General features: G+C 45.7%; 11 protein-coding genes and 1 tRNA gene. 8 read left to right on the top strand and 4 right to left on the bottom strand.

Annotated elements, in window-relative coordinates:
• Positions 1 to 154: 154 nt before the first annotated feature.
• Positions 155 to 1,636 (bottom strand): PTS transporter subunit EIIC, encoded by a 1,482-nt coding sequence (locus ACN6NF_RS19290; protein WP_474319119.1) that lies wholly within the window; start codon positions 1,634 to 1,636, stop codon positions 155 to 157.
• Positions 1,637 to 1,954: 318 nt separating this feature from the next.
• Here ACN6NF_RS19290 and ACN6NF_RS19285 point away from each other — a divergent pair, with 318 nt between their 5' ends.
• Entirely contained in the window at positions 1,955 to 2,779 is an 825-nt protein-coding gene (locus ACN6NF_RS19285) for an MIP/aquaporin family protein (RefSeq protein ID WP_474319118.1), read from the top strand.
• Positions 2,780 to 2,810: 31 nt separating this feature from the next.
• On the top strand, positions 2,811 to 4,304 hold the full coding sequence (gene glpK / locus ACN6NF_RS19280; protein WP_474319117.1) for a glycerol kinase GlpK: 1,494 nt from the start codon (positions 2,811 to 2,813) through the stop codon (positions 4,302 to 4,304).
• Between the two features lie 83 nt (positions 4,305 to 4,387).
• Here glpK and ACN6NF_RS19275 read toward each other — a convergent pair whose 3' ends face one another.
• A complete protein-coding gene (locus ACN6NF_RS19275; protein WP_474319116.1) occupies positions 4,388 to 5,428 on the bottom strand; it encodes a LacI family DNA-binding transcriptional regulator in 1,041 nt (346 codons plus the stop codon).
• Positions 5,429 to 5,722: 294 nt separating this feature from the next.
• Here ACN6NF_RS19275 and ACN6NF_RS19270 point away from each other — a divergent pair, with 294 nt between their 5' ends.
• From ACN6NF_RS19270 to ACN6NF_RS19250, 5 genes are all read left to right on the top strand, one after another.
• A complete protein-coding gene (locus ACN6NF_RS19270; RefSeq protein WP_019688422.1) occupies positions 5,723 to 7,051 on the top strand; it encodes an ABC transporter substrate-binding protein in 1,329 nt (442 codons plus the stop codon).
• A 70-nt stretch (positions 7,052 to 7,121) separates the two neighbouring features.
• The gene (locus ACN6NF_RS19265; RefSeq protein ID WP_474319115.1) at positions 7,122 to 8,015 is read left to right on the top strand and encodes a carbohydrate ABC transporter permease; all 894 of its coding nucleotides are present in this window, start codon (positions 7,122 to 7,124) and stop codon (positions 8,013 to 8,015) included.
• Entirely contained in the window at positions 8,015 to 8,833 is an 819-nt protein-coding gene (locus ACN6NF_RS19260; RefSeq protein WP_017427404.1) for a carbohydrate ABC transporter permease, read from the top strand. Before ACN6NF_RS19265 ends, ACN6NF_RS19260 begins: the two co-directional genes overlap by 1 nt.
• Positions 8,834 to 8,856: 23 nt before the next feature.
• Entirely contained in the window at positions 8,857 to 10,203 is a 1,347-nt protein-coding gene (locus ACN6NF_RS19255; RefSeq protein WP_474319114.1) for a GH1 family beta-glucosidase, read from the top strand.
• Between the two features lie 18 nt (positions 10,204 to 10,221).
• Positions 10,222 to 13,461: a cellobiose phosphorylase gene (locus tag ACN6NF_RS19250; protein WP_474319113.1), complete on the top strand. Its 3,240-nt coding sequence runs from the start codon at positions 10,222 to 10,224 to the stop codon at positions 13,459 to 13,461.
• A gap of 74 nt (positions 13,462 to 13,535) precedes the next feature.
• Here ACN6NF_RS19250 and ACN6NF_RS19245 read toward each other — a convergent pair whose 3' ends face one another.
• Together ACN6NF_RS19245 and ACN6NF_RS19240 are read right to left on the bottom strand one after the other, a co-directional pair.
• Positions 13,536 to 14,300, bottom strand: a complete 765-nt coding sequence (locus ACN6NF_RS19245) for an exodeoxyribonuclease III (protein WP_474319112.1) — start codon at positions 14,298 to 14,300, stop codon at positions 13,536 to 13,538.
• Positions 14,301 to 14,516: 216 nt separating this feature from the next.
• Positions 14,517 to 14,590: transfer RNA gene (locus ACN6NF_RS19240), tRNA-Arg, on the bottom strand.
• Positions 14,591 to 14,828: 238 nt separating this feature from the next.
• Here ACN6NF_RS19240 and ACN6NF_RS19235 point away from each other — a divergent pair.
• A complete protein-coding gene (locus ACN6NF_RS19235) occupies positions 14,829 to 15,761 on the top strand; it encodes a hypothetical protein (RefSeq protein ID WP_474319111.1) in 933 nt (310 codons plus the stop codon).
• The last annotated feature ends 17 nt before the right edge of the window (positions 15,762 to 15,778 follow it).

The raw sequence follows: 15,778 nt of genomic DNA, 5'->3' as shown, positions 1-15,778 counted from the left end.
AAGTTGTAAATGGTTTAGCTCCATCATATGAAGCTATTACCCATTTATGTGCATTGCCTTAACCAAAAACAAAAAATTTGAAACATTTATCCATAAAAAAAAGCACGTGCGTCTGTTATAGGAAGATCGCACGTGTTTAAGTCAGGGGTTTAGCTCATAACATTAATCGTTGTATCTCATCTTTCAGAGTTTCGGACCGAGTTCCGAAAATAACCTGCAGGGTACCGTTCCCAAGCCTGATGATTCCCGACGCTCCGAGCTGCTTAAGAGCTTGATCGTTAACCGCTTTGTCGTCCTTGACAACAAGACGCAGCCGAGTGATGCAGGCATCAATGCTTTGAATATTGTCTGAACCGCCGAGATAGCTTAGGACTTTGCTTGCCTGACTGGGCTGAGTGCCAGATGAGGCGCTTGCCTTTCCAACGGGTACGGATTCATTCGCCTCAGACAGAAGATTGTCATCTATATCATCTTCGCGCCCGGGAGTCTTCAGATTGAATCTGAGGATGATGAAGCGGAACAGAAAATAATAGATGAGGGCGAAGACAAGCCCAATCGGGATCATTCGCAATGGATGGGTGGAGAGCTTCATATTGACCAGATAGTCAATGAGTCCTGCTGAAAAGGAAAAGCCGAGTTTGACATCCAGTAGGTATACGACTAGGCCGCTCAGACCTGTTAGCAGAGCATGAACGCCGTAAAGCAGAGGTGCAATGAACATAAAAGAAAATTCGAGGGGTTCGGTAATTCCGGTCAGGAACGACGCTAGTGCAGAGCCGATAAAGATGGAAGCGATAGCTTTACGTTTTTCCGGCTTGGCCGTATGGATGAATGCAAGAGCCGCCGCCGGCAGAGCGAACATCATAATGGGGAAGAAGCCGGACATGAACATCCCCGCCGATGTATCGCCTGCGAAAAAACGCGTCAGGTCACCATGAACAACTTCGCCTGCAGCATTGGTATAGTCCCCAATTTGAAACCATGCGATCGAGTTCAACACATGATGCAAACCGAGCGGGATCAGCAGTCGATTGGCAATCATGAACACCATTGAGCCGATTCCGCCAAAGCCAACAATCCAGTTGCCGAAGGCTGCAATGCCATCTTGTATCGGACTCCAGATCATGCCGAGCAGAATGGCTAAAATCATGGTCGTGAAGGCTGTAATCATGGGGACAAAACGTTTGCCCGAAAAAAAGCCGAGCCAATCTGGAAGCTGAATATTGTGATATTTCTTGAACAGATAAGCAGACCATCCACCGATAAAAATACCGCCCAATACGCCCATGTCCAGCTTAACGTCGTCTGGAATATACGCAAATATACCCGGTACGGCCGCCAAAATACGGGTCAGCACCAAATAGGCAATGACTGCCGAAAGTGCGGCTACCGCGTCGCCTGCCAGACCAATAGCAACACCGATGGAGAAAATGAGCGCCAGGTTGCCGAAGATGGCACCCGCCCCTTCGTTCAAAAAAGGAGTTACATAATGATTCAGAAATCCACCAACTCCAGGACCAAGCGGAATGTCCGTTTCATAATTAATGAGAGCTAGCCCTTGCAAAATCCCTGCGGCGGGTAAAGTAGCTACTGGAAGCATTAACGACTTGCCGATTTTTTGTAGAAATTTCAGCATAACATTCTTCCCTTCATCATCAAGTTGGGGAGTGTCGTATTCATCCTGAAACCCTTACATTCAGCCATTTTTTTACATCATAAATCGGGCAATCTAACATGGTCAACGATTATTTTAGGATATCAGAAGACGTAAATCCGCAGTTGACATCGCTTACATGCTTATATAATATCAAATTTAAGTTAATAATCGTGACGGAGACAAGAGAGCCACGCAGACATCCCATGTTACAGCACAGGGTTGGTTTGTGATGGCTTTTCTTTTTTTTGCGCGATGAAAACGATCAAAATCGGATGATCTATTGAGGAGGTTGGTTGTATGTCGCCATACGCAGCCGAATTCATAGGGACAATGATTCTTATTGCCCTAGGTGGCGGAGTGTGCGCAGGGGTGTCCCTGAAAAAGTCTTTTGCCCACGCTTCTGGCTGGATTGTGGTCGGAATGGGGTGGGGGCTCGCGGTAGCTATTGGGGTGTATGCGGTGGGCCAAATCAGCGGAGCGCATTTGAATCCCGCAGTTACACTCGCGTTGGCATTTCAGGGTAGTTTTCCATGGCAGGATGTTCCCGGTTATATTGTGGCTCAGCTTCTTGGAGCCATGGCGGGTGCAGTGATTGTCATTTTGCATTATTGGCCTCACTGGAAAGAGACGGAGGACACAGCAGCCAAACTCAGTGTATTTGCGACAGGACCAGCTATTGATCATCCGTTTGGTAACGTGCTTAGTGAAATGATAGGTACTTTTATCTTTGTTCTTGCTTTACTGTCGTTCGGTGCCAATTCATTTACAGACGGTCTGAAACCGCTGATTGTTGGTTTTTTGGTTGTCAGTATCGGTTTATCCCTTGGAGGCACAACGGGCTATGCCATCAATCCAGCGAGGGATTTTGGACCGCGTCTGATGCATTATTTACTACCGATTCCCGGTAAGGGAGCATCCAACTGGAAATATGCATGGGTGCCCATTGTAGGACCGCTATTGGGGGGATCTTTCGCAGGTCCATTTTATCAGGCCGTTTTTAAGGGGAGTGTGACTCAGGCCTTCTGGATTTTATTAGGGATCATCGTGGTTGTACTCTTGATTACCTTCCGTATCAGTCGTACTTATAAAAATCATAAAATGGATCACAAGCTTACAGCGTAAAAACGATGGATTTACACAGGGAGAGATGAACATGGGAAAATATATTTTGTCACTAGACCAGGGAACGACAAGTTCAAGAGCGATTTTGTTCAATAGCGAAGGAAATGTGGTGTACTCGGCCCAGCGGGAATTTCCGCAATATTTTCCTCACCCCGGCTGGGTAGAGCAAAATGCGAATGAAATCTGGAGTTCTATTCTGGGTGTTATTGCCTCCTGTCTTTCTGAATCCGGTGTAAAAGCAAAACAAATTGCTGCTATCGGCATTACCAATCAGCGAGAATCGGTGGTCGTGTGGGACAAAAATACAGGGTTACCCGTGTATAACGTTCTCGTATGGCAATCACGTCAAACCTCGGATATTTGCGAAGAATTGAAGCGGCAAGGACATGAGGAGTTGTTTCACAGCAAAACAGGGCTATTGATCGATCCATATTTTTCAGGCACTAAAGTAAAGTGGGTACTGGATCATGTAGAAGGAGCGCGGGAAAAAGCGGAACGAGGTGACTTATTATTTGGTACGATTGACTCGTGGCTAATCTGGAAACTATCCGGCGGAAAGGCCCATGTAACAGACTACTCCAATGCGGCCAGAACGCTGATGTACAATATTTATGAGCTAAAGTGGGATGAAGAGCTGCTGGATATTCTGGGAGTACCGAAAATCATGCTGCCTGAGGTAAGGCCCTCTTCCGAGGTATATGCGCACACCGTGGATTATCATTTCTTTGGTCAGAATGTACCGATCGCTGGTGCAGCGGGTGACCAGCAGGCAGCCTTGTTCGGTCAGGCTTGTTACGAAAAGGGAATGATCAAAAACACTTACGGCACAGGCTGCTTCATGCTGATGAATACGGGGGATCAGCCGGTTGAATCCAAGCATGGCCTGATTACGACCATCGCTTGGGGACTAGAGAAAGGCAAAGTGCAATATGCGCTTGAGGGGAGTGTGTTTGTTGCAGGGTCTGCGATCCAGTGGCTGCGAGATGGGCTGCGCATGTTCCGTGAAGCGAAGGACAGTGAGCCTTATGCCGCCCGTGTTTCCTCCACAGAAGGCGTGTATCTTGTACCTGCTTTTGTCGGCCTGGGCAGCCCCTACTGGGATAGCGAGGTGCGCGGAGCAATGTTCGGTCTGACACGTGGGACCACGAAGGAGCATTTTATTCGTGCCACCTTGGAGTCCCTCGCTTATCAGACCAAGGATGTGCTCACAGCCATGGAGATTGATTCAGGTATCGCGGTGAAGACGTTGCGGGTAGATGGGGGAGCCGTGTTGAACAATTTCCTGATGCAATTCCAGAGTGATATTCTGGATGCGACGGTGGAACGGCCGGTTATCCATGAGACAACGGCATTGGGTGCTGCATGCCTAGCAGGTTTGGCTGTTGGGTATTGGAAGAGTATGGATGATCTTCGTAAGCGGGTGAGGGTGGAAACTTCTTTTACCCCTACGATGGATGAGACAACACGTGACAGCCTGTATGAAGGCTGGAAAAAGGCTGTGAATGCGACGATGGCCTACAAATAATGGCTTAAACGAAAGGGCTCTTGTTATATAACTGCAAAAAGGTGACTTCTGATTCGACAGGAGTCACCTTTTTTAAATATGTGCTATCCCTCCACCCTCGTATGGTTCCAATGTTGCCGGGCTCCGCAGGAGGTACGAATAACTAGTTCGGGCTCTACTTTAATACATTTTGTATCCATTTGTTTATTCATCAGGTCAAACAGTACCATCGCGGCTAGACGGCCTATTTTTTGTTTATCTTGTTTCACAGTCGTCAGTGGAGGATCGGTATAACGACAGGCTTCAATATCATCACATCCTACTACGGCAATATCCTCGGGTACCCTCAAGCCGCTCTCCTTGAAAGCACGGATGGCACCAAAGGCAAGCAGGTCGGTAGCGGCAAAAATAGCTCTTGGTAAATCTCCTTGCTGTATCCACGCCTTTGCGATCTGGTATCCATCCTCTGCTGCATAGTCCTTGCCATACACGATCCATTCCGGTCTGACGTCAAGGCTAAACCGCTTTAGTGAGGCGATAAACGCATCCTCTCTCTCTTTAATAACCAAGGAGGGGCGTTCTATGCCTATAAAACCCATTTCACGGTATCCATTCATGTAAAAGTGCTCAACAACTTTCATTGAAATCTTCTGATTGTCGGACATGATGTAGCAGGAACTGGCTCCGGTTAATTCGATATCAACACCGATGCAGGGGATAGGGCTGGCATCGAGATCAAAAACACTCTTCTCCACTTCGTCTCCGGCAATAATAATGCACCCGTCCACTGAGAAATATTTTGAGCGAGCCAAATAGTCCTCTCCATTATCCAGAAATTTCTCATTCGAAAAAAACAGCAGGTCGTAACCGAGCAAGCCAATCTGCTTTTTGAAAACATTAATAATGTCTACAAAAAAAGGATGACTAAAATCGACATTCAGCTTGCCAGCGAATATAACGCCTACCAGATTAGATTTTTTGGTAGCAAGCGTTTTAGCCGAGGAGGAAGGTCTATAGCCTGTTTCCTCCATAATTTTGAGTACTCGCTGCCGGGTTTCCTCACTGATATCTGTGTAATTGTTTATGATCTTCGAAACCGTTGCTACTGAAACGCCTGCCATGCTAGCTATTGTTTTTATATTCATGGAATCCTCCGCAACTAAACTGATTTAGTTCATTTGACCTTGCATTCTAAAATTAATGATTACTCGTATTCTATGCTACCTCATAGAAGAGAGTCAACCGTGCTATTAAAGGATAAATCTTAATATATTATGGAGAATTAAGTTCGATTTAACGATAGTTAATGATTTTTTGATAATTTACAAATTGCTATTTACAAATACAGGCTATTCGATACATAATAGTAGCTGTAATTAACTAAACCGATTTCGTAAGAGTGAGTGCATTTATTCTAAGATTACAGGGGGAATTTTGCAATGCTGAAAAAGTGTTTTTCTTTACTTGTTGTAACCGCTTTAATCGTGGTATTAGCCGCTTGCGGTAAAGGTAACGAAGCTGGGCAGAACGGGAATAAAAAGGTCACGTTAAAAATTATTCATTGGCAGCAGGAGAATATTAATAACTATATAAAGGGATTTAATAAAAAGTTTGAAGAGAAGTATCCTGATGTTCAGGTGGAGTATACGACGGTTCCTGCTGATTCCACTTATGATCAACTGATGCAAACGCGTATGAATGCGGGTTCAACCGGTGATGCAGACATTATTCCTCTGAAATTCAGCTTCGTAGGCGCACCGCAGGAATGGTCTAAGGGAGCTGCTGATCCGATGTGGAAGCAGTGGATCGAGGGAGGACTCATTGCAGATCTGTCAGATCAAGCTTTTATCAAAAACTATAATCCTACAGATGTCAAAAATGCCATGACCTATAACGACAAGGTATACGGTGTAAACATGGGTAAGGTAGCACTGACAGGTCTGTTTTACAACAAAGAGATTTTTGAAAAATATAATCTTGCTGTGCCCACGACATGGGACGAACTGGTGAATGTTATGAAGGTGCTCAAGGATAACGGTGTAGAACCGATTGGTTTCGGCGGTAAGGATGTATGGCCTATTAATCTTGCAGTCCAAGGACTTCAAGCCTCTATCCATGATGATCAGCTGGAATATATCAAAGGGCTGTGGACAGGCAAGACCAAACTGACTGATCCTGTCCAGCTTGAGGTGCTGGAAAAAACACAAATTTTGATGAACAACGCCATTGGTGGATTTATGGGAATTGACTATGGAACCTTGCCAAGCTTATTTGCTTCCGGGCGTGTAGCGATGATTGCGGATGGTACGTGGGATGCAACTACGATTCAGACAGCCAATCCAGAGCTGAAATTTGGTTATTTCCCGATTCCGGGCAGTAACGACCCCGCCAAAAATAAAAACCTGGCAGGCAAGTATGATATGACCTGGATGGTACTAGAAAAGTCACCAAACAAGGAGTATGCGATCAAATGGCTTGAAATGCTCTCTGAAAAGCAGAACTACACGGATTTTGTGAACGCTGCTGGATTTTTGCCAACACAGTCTGATGTGAAGATAAGCAGCGATTTCGTTAATGAAATCCAGCCTTCACTGGAAAACTTCAAGCTCTCTTGGGATCAGCTGTTTATCAATCGTAAGAATGTTGGACAGTACATTAAGGAAGCCAGTGTACATGCGGAATTTTTGGCGCCTGCCGGTCCGTTAAAAACGCCTTTGGAGCTTGCGCAGAAATCTCAAGCAGACTGGGATGCGGCAGCCCCTAAATAATCCATAGATTTTACATGAACACAATGGTAACTGCAAAGCTCCCATAATAATGTGAAAAGGTGTGAGACCCATGTATCCCTTTGGAAAGGGTGCTGCCCGGATAATGCCCTATTTTCTGCTGAGTATTCCGGTGCTGCTCTATTTGCTTCTTGGTTTTGGACCCTCTATGGTAACCGTGCTTTTTTCCTTTACAGATGCTACCGGGGTTCCGGGACAGACGTGGAATTTTATCGGATTCGAGAATTACACGACCTTTTTTACCTCCTCCGATTCTGGAGATCGCATTGCTTCCATTGGCCGTTCCTTATATTTTGCCGTAGCGGTGGTTGTGATCCAAAACGCAGTTGGGCTATTCATGGCTATCCTTATTAATAAAAAGCTCAAAGGTGATGTGTTATATCGTTCTGTATTTTTTCTGCCCGTTGTGCTCGGGGTAACGGTATCCGGTCTGATCTGGCAGTTGCTTGCCAATCCGCTTGGCGGTCCTGCGCAAGCATTGCTGAACTTTTTTGGAACCAGCTCCAACTTCTTTGGGGATTATGATATTGCATTTGAATTGGTCATTTTTGTGCAAATTTGGATGTACATGGGTTACTCGATGACTATTTTCTTAGCTGGACTCCAATCCATTCCTAGTGACTTATATGAAGCGGGATATATGGACGGCGCTTCTGGATGGAAAGCGTTCAAAAATATTACCTTTCCAATGATTGCACCGTCCTTTACCGTCAATATGCTGCTGTCCATTATCGGCGCCTTGCAAACCTTTGACATTATTTATGTGCTGACAGGGGGTAAATTCAACACGACGACACTTGCATTTGATGTATATGCCACAGCCTTTGGCTCCGGGACATCAGATTATGGTCTTGCTTCCGCAGTTGCGATGATCCAGTTTGTATTCGTGTTTACGGTATCAATGATTGCACTTTATTACTTGCGCAGAAGAGAGGTGGAAATGTAATGAGCAGTAGCAAAGGAACCAAAATAGTGAGCTACACCATCGTACTGCTCATGCTTTCGTTATATGTACTCCCGCTTTTCTACCTTTTTAATGTATCAATGAAGACGCAAAGCGAGTATTTGATGGATCCTGTAGCGCTAGCCAAGGGTCTGCGTTTGGAGAATTTCATGGATGCTTGGGATAAAGGGAATTTCTCTCAATATATGTGGAACAGTATTTTGTATACAGGAGTTTCTACGTTATTAACCCTGATTATATCCGTGTTTGCCGCCTTTCCGCTGGCACGGGGATATGTTAAGTTCAGTACCTTCTTTTATGTGTTTTTCCTGATTTCCATGTATCTCCCCAATCCGCTAATTCCGCAATTTGCCCTTATTAATAGTCTGGGACTGTACAATACACAGCTTGGTTTTATTTTGCTGAAAACGACAGGTACCGGCATCGCTTTTCTGATGTTTGTGGGGTATATCAAGTCTGTCTCCCGAGAGCTGGATGAAGCGGCTGCAATGGACGGATGCGGTTATTCACGTTATTTGTTCACGATTCTTGTACCACTGATGAAGCCCGTGTTGGCGACAGGCATCATTTTGACAGCCATTGGTGCATGGAACGACATTATAGGTCCTACCATTTATTTGTCTGATCCCGCCTATCAGCCAGTGACCAAGGGACTGTTCTCTTTCTATGGACAATACATGAACAACTGGCCGCTGCTTGCTTGCGGTATCTTGATTGTTACACTACCGCTGGTTATTTTGTATATTTTCCTCCAGCGCTTTATTGTCGGCGGTGCAATGGCTGGAGCTGTGAAGTCTTGATTCCTGAAAGGACGGTACCGAGTATGAGCGAGAATACCTTTATATTTCCTGCCACGTTTATGTGGGGAACTTCAACCTCTTCTTATCAAATTGAAGGGGGTACAGCTGAGGGCGGCAGAACGCCCTCCATTTGGGATACTTTTTGTCAAATCCCCGGGAAGGTAATCGGAGGGGACTGTGGAGATGTAGCATGTGATCATTTTCACCACTTTAAAGAAGACGTGCAATTAATGAAACAGCTTGGTTTTTTACATTATCGTTTTTCTGTAGCTTGGCCACGTATTATGCCCGCGGCTGGCATTATTAACGAAGAGGGGTTGCTCTTCTACGAGCATCTGCTGGATGAGATTGAGTTGGCTGGACTGATCCCGATGCTGACGCTGTATCATTGGGATCTACCGCAGTGGATTGAGGACGAGGGTGGATGGACACAGCGAGAGACTATCCAACATTTTAAAACGTATGCCTCTGTAATCATGGATCGATTCGGCGAGCGGATAAACTGGTGGAATACGATAAATGAGCCTTATTGCGCCTCTATTTTGGGCTATGGTACAGGAGAGCATGCCCCTGGCCATGAGAACTGGAGGGAAGCCTTTACTGCCGCCCATCATATTCTGATGTGTCATGGGATTGCCAGCAATTTGCATAAGGAAAAAGGGTTAACGGGTAAGATTGGCATTACGTTGAACATGGAACATGTGGATGCGGCTTCCGAGCGACCCGAGGACGTGGCTGCTGCCATCAGAAGAGATGGCTTTATTAATCGTTGGTTTGCGGAGCCATTGTTTAACGGAAAGTATCCTGAAGATATGGTGGAATGGTACGGAACGTATCTGAATGGATTGGATTTTGTACAGCCTGGTGATATGGAGCTGATTCAGCAACCGGGGGATTTTTTGGGCATTAACTATTATACCCGTAGCATCATTCGATCAACGAACGACGCTTCGTTGCTGCAAGTAGAGCAGGTTCACATGGAGGAGCCAGTAACGGACATGGGATGGGAGATTCACCCTGAATCTTTTTATAAGCTGCTGACACGGATTGAGAAGGATTTTAGCAAGGGCTTGCCCATTCTGATTACGGAAAATGGAGCAGCGATGAGGGATGAACTGGTAAATGGACAGATTGAGGATACCGGGCGTCAGCGCTATATTGAAGAACATTTAAAGGCCTGTCATCGCTTCATTAGAGAGGGAGGCCAGCTCAAGGGGTATTTTGTCTGGTCTTTCCTTGATAACTTTGAATGGGCCTGGGGGTACAGCAAGCGTTTTGGCATTGTGCATATCAATTACGAGACGCAGGAACGGACTCCCAAACAAAGTGCGCTATGGTTCAAGCAAATGATGGCGAAGAACGGGTTTTAAATAGAAAAGGGGGATACGATGCAGTCGTATTATTTTGACAATCAAGGACGTTTTGTGATTGAAAATTTTGCGCATGCCAAGCCCTTTTCCAGTTTCTTGCCCGGCATTGCTGGTGTTCAGGGGATTCCCCTGTGGGCGTATTATGTTAATCGTGGACAAGGAATTGCGAGCTTTGGTGTGGAGGATAAAAATGGAGCGATTATGGAATTTTTTCCGGCTAACCGCAGCTATAGCCTCGTACCGATCCATGGCTTCCGTACCTTTTTAAAGGTAAAAAGGCAGGATGAGTGGAGCTATATGGAGCCGTTTTCGGCTGTGCGTCCTTTGGAGCATGAGCAACAAAAAATGTTAATATCCCGCCATATGCTGGAAATTAATAGCTCTCATCCAGATAAAGGGCTGGAGGTGCGTGTGCAATATTTTACGCTTCCTCATGAAAGCTACGCTGCTTTGGTGCGCAAGGTTGAGATTGTCAATCATTCCGATCAAGAACTTGAGCTGGAGGTGCTGGACGGCATGCCGGCTGTGCTGCCCTTCGGTATTGACAATACGGCTTACAAGGAGCTTGGATATACACTGAAAAGCTGGATGGATGTGTATAACCTCAATAACAGCATACCTTACTATAAGGTACGTGGAAGTACAGCGGATACAAGTGAGGTCCATCAGATTGAGGCGGGACATTTTATGTATAGCTTTGTGGAGCAGGATGGCAAGGCCAGACTAGTACGTCCCATTGTCGATCCATCCATTATATTTGGTGAAAATACGTCCCTGACCTTCCCTGACTGCTTTATCCATACACGTGTCGAAGACCTGATATCACAGCAGCCAGTGACGACGAATAAAGTGCCTTGTGGGTTTAGCGGTTATGCGGCACGACTGGCGGCAGGTGCAGCTGTAAATCACTGTTCGGTCATCGGGCATGTGAATGATATTCAATTGATCAATAAACGGATTACAGAAATTGCAACGATGTCTTATATCGATCAAAAGGCGAAGGAAGCTAGAACGTTAGTTGAAGAGTTGACGGATGGAATGGCCACGCAGACATCCATTCCGTTGTTTGACGAATACTGTCGTCAGAGCTATCTGGATAATCTGTTACGTGGTGGTTATCCATTATTGCTGGACAACGGCACGGAGCAACCCTTTGTGTATCATGTATTTTCGCGCAAGCATGGGGATCTGGAACGAGACTATAATTTTTTCAAACTTCAGGCGGGGTATTATTCTCAAGGAAATGGTAATTTCCGCGATGCGAACCAGAATCGGAGAAATGATGTGTGGTTTAACCCGGGCGTCGGAGATTTTAATATTCGTTTGTTTATGAGCCTGATTCAGCCGGACGGCTATAACCCGCTTGTTGTAAAAGGCTGTAGCTTTCAAATACGAGAGCTCGAACCGTTGCTGGAACAGGTGGAAGTGGCGGCCCATTCGTCTTTGTGTACTTTTTTTCAATCATCATTTACCCCGGGCGAGCTGATTCAGCACATCATTCATGACAATATTGGACTAAAGCAAACGGTAGAGACATTTGTGACCGAAGCCCTCAAGCATTCCGAGCAATGCTATGAGGCTGATTTTGGTGAAGGCTTCTGGATCGACCATTGGACTTATAATATGGATCTAATCGAAAGCTATTTAAGTATCTTTCCAGACAAACAAGAAGAACTCCTGCTCTCGGCCAGGGAGTACATGTATTACGACAGTCCCGCATGGGTACAGCCGCGCCGAAACAAATACGTGCAGATGAAGGACGGACGTATTCGTCAGTACGGAGCGGTTGTAGAAAGCAAGGAGAAGAAAGCTCAACTTCACATGCGGACCCGCGATGTTCACTGGGTTCGAACCGGACGAGGCAACGGAGAGATTTACAAGTCCAATTTGTACGAGAAGCTGCTATCCTTGGCTGCCATCAAGCTGTCTACATTAGATCCAGAAGGCTTGGGAATTGAGATGGAGGCGGGGAAACCGGGATGGAATGATTCCATGAACGGACTTCCGGGGCTATTTGCTTCGGGCTTTAGTGAGCTATGCGAATTACAGCGACTCGTAAGATTTTTAATACATGCACAGATGAAGCTTTCGGCAGACTTTGTGCTGAGACTACCGCTAGAGGTCGCCAGGTTGATCCAAAAACTAGGGCTCGCAGTTGAAGAGTACTACCACGATTTTAATGATGCGAAGCCTGGGAATGGTAGTGCCGATCATGGCTTCTGGTCACGGATTTCGGATGCTAGAGAAGCATACCGCGAAACGGTTCGTTTTGGATTTGAAGGGACCGAAGCAGCATTATCCTTTGATGATGTGCTGGTATTTTTGCATCGGGCTGAGCGTAAGATTCAAGAGGGGATGGATAAGGCTCTGCGTATAGGAAAGGGGATATACCCAACCTTCTTTTATTATGAAGCCAAAGAATTCGAGGTACAGGAGGATGAGAACGGGGGGATGTTTGTAAATATACATTCCTTTAAACGCAAGGATATACCGTTCTTTTTGGAAGGGCCAACCCGGGCTATGAAAGTAACTGGCGACATTATAAATGGGCGCAAGCTGTATCGACAAATCAGACAGAGCGAGCTTTACGACAAAAAGCTGGGTATGTATAAGGTGAATGAGAGTCTGGCGGGGCAGCCGTTTGAACTTGGTCGTTCCAGAGCTTTTACGCCAGGGTGGCTGGAAAATGAATCGATATTTATGCATATGGAATATAAATATTTACTTGAGTGCTTAAAGGCGGGGCTTTACACTGAATTTTTTGCAGACATCCAAAAAGCGCTACCCCCTTTTATGGACGCTGCGATCTATGGAAGAAGTACGCTGGAAAACAGTTCTTTTATTGCTAGCAGTGCTAATCCTGATGCAAGTTTGCATGGAACGGGCTATATTGCGAGGCTGAGTGGATCTACGGCAGAATTTATTCATATGTGGCTATGGATGATGACAGGCGGGCAGCCATTTGGCTATGATTCTAGGGGGCTTACCTTGAAGCTGGAGCCCAAGTTGCCAGGGCGGCTGTTCACAGCTACAGGTGAGTTATCCTTCTGCTTTCTCGGAAGCTGCCAGGTGACGTTTTATAATACAAGTCGTATGGATACTTACACGCCGGACTGCATAGTGAAACAGTATATACTGCATTATAGCAATGAGGAGCAGAAGACAATAAACCAGGCTGTATTAGACCAAAAAGAGGCGCAGGATGTGAGAGATCGGCTGGTTTCTCGTATCGAAGTGTATCTGGAGAGATCGCTTTAATTCATTTAAGCCGTCATGCTGCCAAACGGAGCATGACGGCTTTTTAAAACTCTAGACTCTTGTATTAGTGCGAATTATGCAGAAAAATCTTGCAATTCCAATATGACAGGGCAGTGGTCACTGCCTGTAATATGGCAATCGATACTTGCGTCTTTTAATTGCGGACGAAGCCGCTCCGAGACGAGGAAGTAGTCAATCCGCCAGCCGATATTTCGTTCCCTTACTTTTGGCATATAGGACCACCAGGAATAAACGTCCGTCCGATCAGGATAAAAATATCTGAAGGTATCTATAAATCCGGCGTTAAGCAGCTGTGACATGCGGTCTCGTTCCTCGGGCGTGAACCCAGCATTACCGTAGTTGGCTTTGGCATTTTTGAGATCGATCTCCTGATGAGCCACGTTCAAGTCTCCGCAAATGATGACAGGCTTCAGAGCGTCTAGTTGTTGTAGATAGTTGCGAAAACGGTCTTCCCATTCGAGCCTGTATGGCAGTCGGGATAAGTCTCGTTTCGTATTCGGTGTGTACACATTGACAAGATAAAATTTTTCGAATTCCAGAGTAATGGTGCGCCCCTCCGGTTCTTCATTTTCTTCAAGTCCATAATGCACAGAGAGCGGCTTGATTTTGGTGAAAATAGCTGTGCCGGAATACCCTTTTTTCTCGGCGTAATTCCAGTATTGCACGTATTCCTCCATGTTCTCCATGAGAATTTGTCCTTCTTGAAGCTTCGTTTCCTGTACGCAAAAAATATCAGCATTCGTCTCTTTTAGATAAGTATAAAATCCTTTGGTTACACAGGCCCTTAAGCCATTTACATTCCAAGATACTAATTTCATTTGATTAAACTCCTTGCTACTCCACGCAGTCAAGCGGTGTAATGGGTATATCCTCGATTAAAAGGCTGTCCCGGACAAGCGCTCGAACAGCGCTATGGAAACAGCCTTTTCTACATTAAAATAGGTTATAATACGATGCTAGGCTCCAACGTCCACACTGGGTCTTATTTTGCTAGAAAATAAAAAAAGCTTCCTAAATAGGAAGCTTCGGCTATACGTCCCAGGAGGGATTCGAACCCCCGACCGACGGCTTAGAAGGCCGTTGCTCTATCCAGCTGAGCTACTGGGACATAAAATTCAAGCGAATATTAATATACCATATGGATGAAAAAGATTCAAGTCTTATTTTGCATATATCACTTATTTGGACTCTACACCACATGAATTCAGACTACACATCGTTTTTTTTGCCTTATAAAAGGGTATGTTAGAATACAGGTGAATATGTTGAAGACGAGTGGTTGAACTTGTGCTACTGTTTCTCATATAATCTACAAATACTTTAGCTTGCGGAAGAGAGGGGGTGCCTTGAAAATTAAGGACTCCAAGGTGACGACAAAAGAAAATAATATCGTATTGTTTCCGAAGACACTGGACTACTATCAAATTCAACTTACGGTGATGCTTGAAAACGAACGTTACGGAGAAGCGGTGGCGATGCTGCGTTTTTTGATACGGTGTCAGGGCCAGGAGCAGAAACAATACGATGAATGGAACGCTCTATTACAATGGCTGGAAGCTGCATTTCCACAGTACGCTGACAGCGGGGCGGTAACGGACAATGTGGAAGAAGACGAAGTCAGTGAAGTTGAGCTGGCTCGCCGTCATGCACGCTTTAAGCAGGAACAGGACGCAGGTTACGGTAACAAGCTTTTGCAGATGGCTATGGATCAACCGTTATCCGAACAGACGATTCTAGCTTTGGAACAGCTATCCTACTTGGAACTGCCGGAAATTGACGATGCCTTGCTTCGCTGGATTACGGAACGGGAAATCCATCCTCTGCTCCAATTCCGTGTTCTGCAGACATTGAGACGTCGCGGAATGGAAGGGACGATAGAAATCAGACGGGGTGATGAAAAGGCGGAAATCGATATTGAAACGGTTCCGTTACAGCCCGACGAGTTTCCAGAGGCGATTATGCGTATTTTGGAACGGGTAGCCGACCAGACTGAAGTACATGAGCCTACACTATTCTATTTTGCACAGGAGCTATGGTCACAGTTTGTGATGGCAGTGTACGGTACGAAAGATTATAGATCAATGTTAGTGGAAGAGGACGGAATGCCGGATATTTGGGCAGCAGCACTCCATCAGACCGTTTCGGAAAGTTTGAACGGGAACAATAATGAAGAAGAAACCCGGGCTATATATGGCATTACGGATGCACTGCGCTTCCGTTTTGAGCAAGCGTATCGGTCGATGCGATTATTCGTAGCGGCGGGAATGAACACTCCATAATGACCGGAAACGTTTAC

This window comes from Paenibacillus sp. TSM33 (assembly GCF_056099025.1).
Note: the sequence above shows the minus strand (reverse complement) of the source record. Positions and strands in the feature narration are given on the sequence as shown.

Excerpts from the sequence above, each read along its gene's own strand:
- ACN6NF_RS19290 (WP_474319119.1), bottom strand. The coding sequence starts at position 1,636 with ATGCTGAAATTTCTACAAAAAATCGGCAAGTCGTTAATGCTTCCAGTA.
- ACN6NF_RS19285 (WP_474319118.1), top strand. The coding sequence starts at position 1,955 with ATGTCGCCATACGCAGCCGAATTCATAGGGACAATGATTCTTATTGCC.
- glpK (WP_474319117.1), top strand. The coding sequence starts at position 2,811 with ATGGGAAAATATATTTTGTCACTAGACCAGGGAACGACAAGTTCAAGA.
- ACN6NF_RS19275 (WP_474319116.1), bottom strand. The coding sequence starts at position 5,428 with ATGAATATAAAAACAATAGCTAGCATGGCAGGCGTTTCAGTAGCAACG.
- ACN6NF_RS19270 (WP_019688422.1), top strand. The coding sequence starts at position 5,723 with ATGCTGAAAAAGTGTTTTTCTTTACTTGTTGTAACCGCTTTAATCGTG.
- ACN6NF_RS19265 (WP_474319115.1), top strand. The coding sequence starts at position 7,122 with ATGTATCCCTTTGGAAAGGGTGCTGCCCGGATAATGCCCTATTTTCTG.
- ACN6NF_RS19260 (WP_017427404.1), top strand. The coding sequence starts at position 8,015 with ATGAGCAGTAGCAAAGGAACCAAAATAGTGAGCTACACCATCGTACTG.
- ACN6NF_RS19255 (WP_474319114.1), top strand. The coding sequence starts at position 8,857 with ATGAGCGAGAATACCTTTATATTTCCTGCCACGTTTATGTGGGGAACT.
- ACN6NF_RS19250 (WP_474319113.1), top strand. The coding sequence starts at position 10,222 with ATGCAGTCGTATTATTTTGACAATCAAGGACGTTTTGTGATTGAAAAT.
- ACN6NF_RS19245 (WP_474319112.1), bottom strand. The coding sequence starts at position 14,300 with ATGAAATTAGTATCTTGGAATGTAAATGGCTTAAGGGCCTGTGTAACC.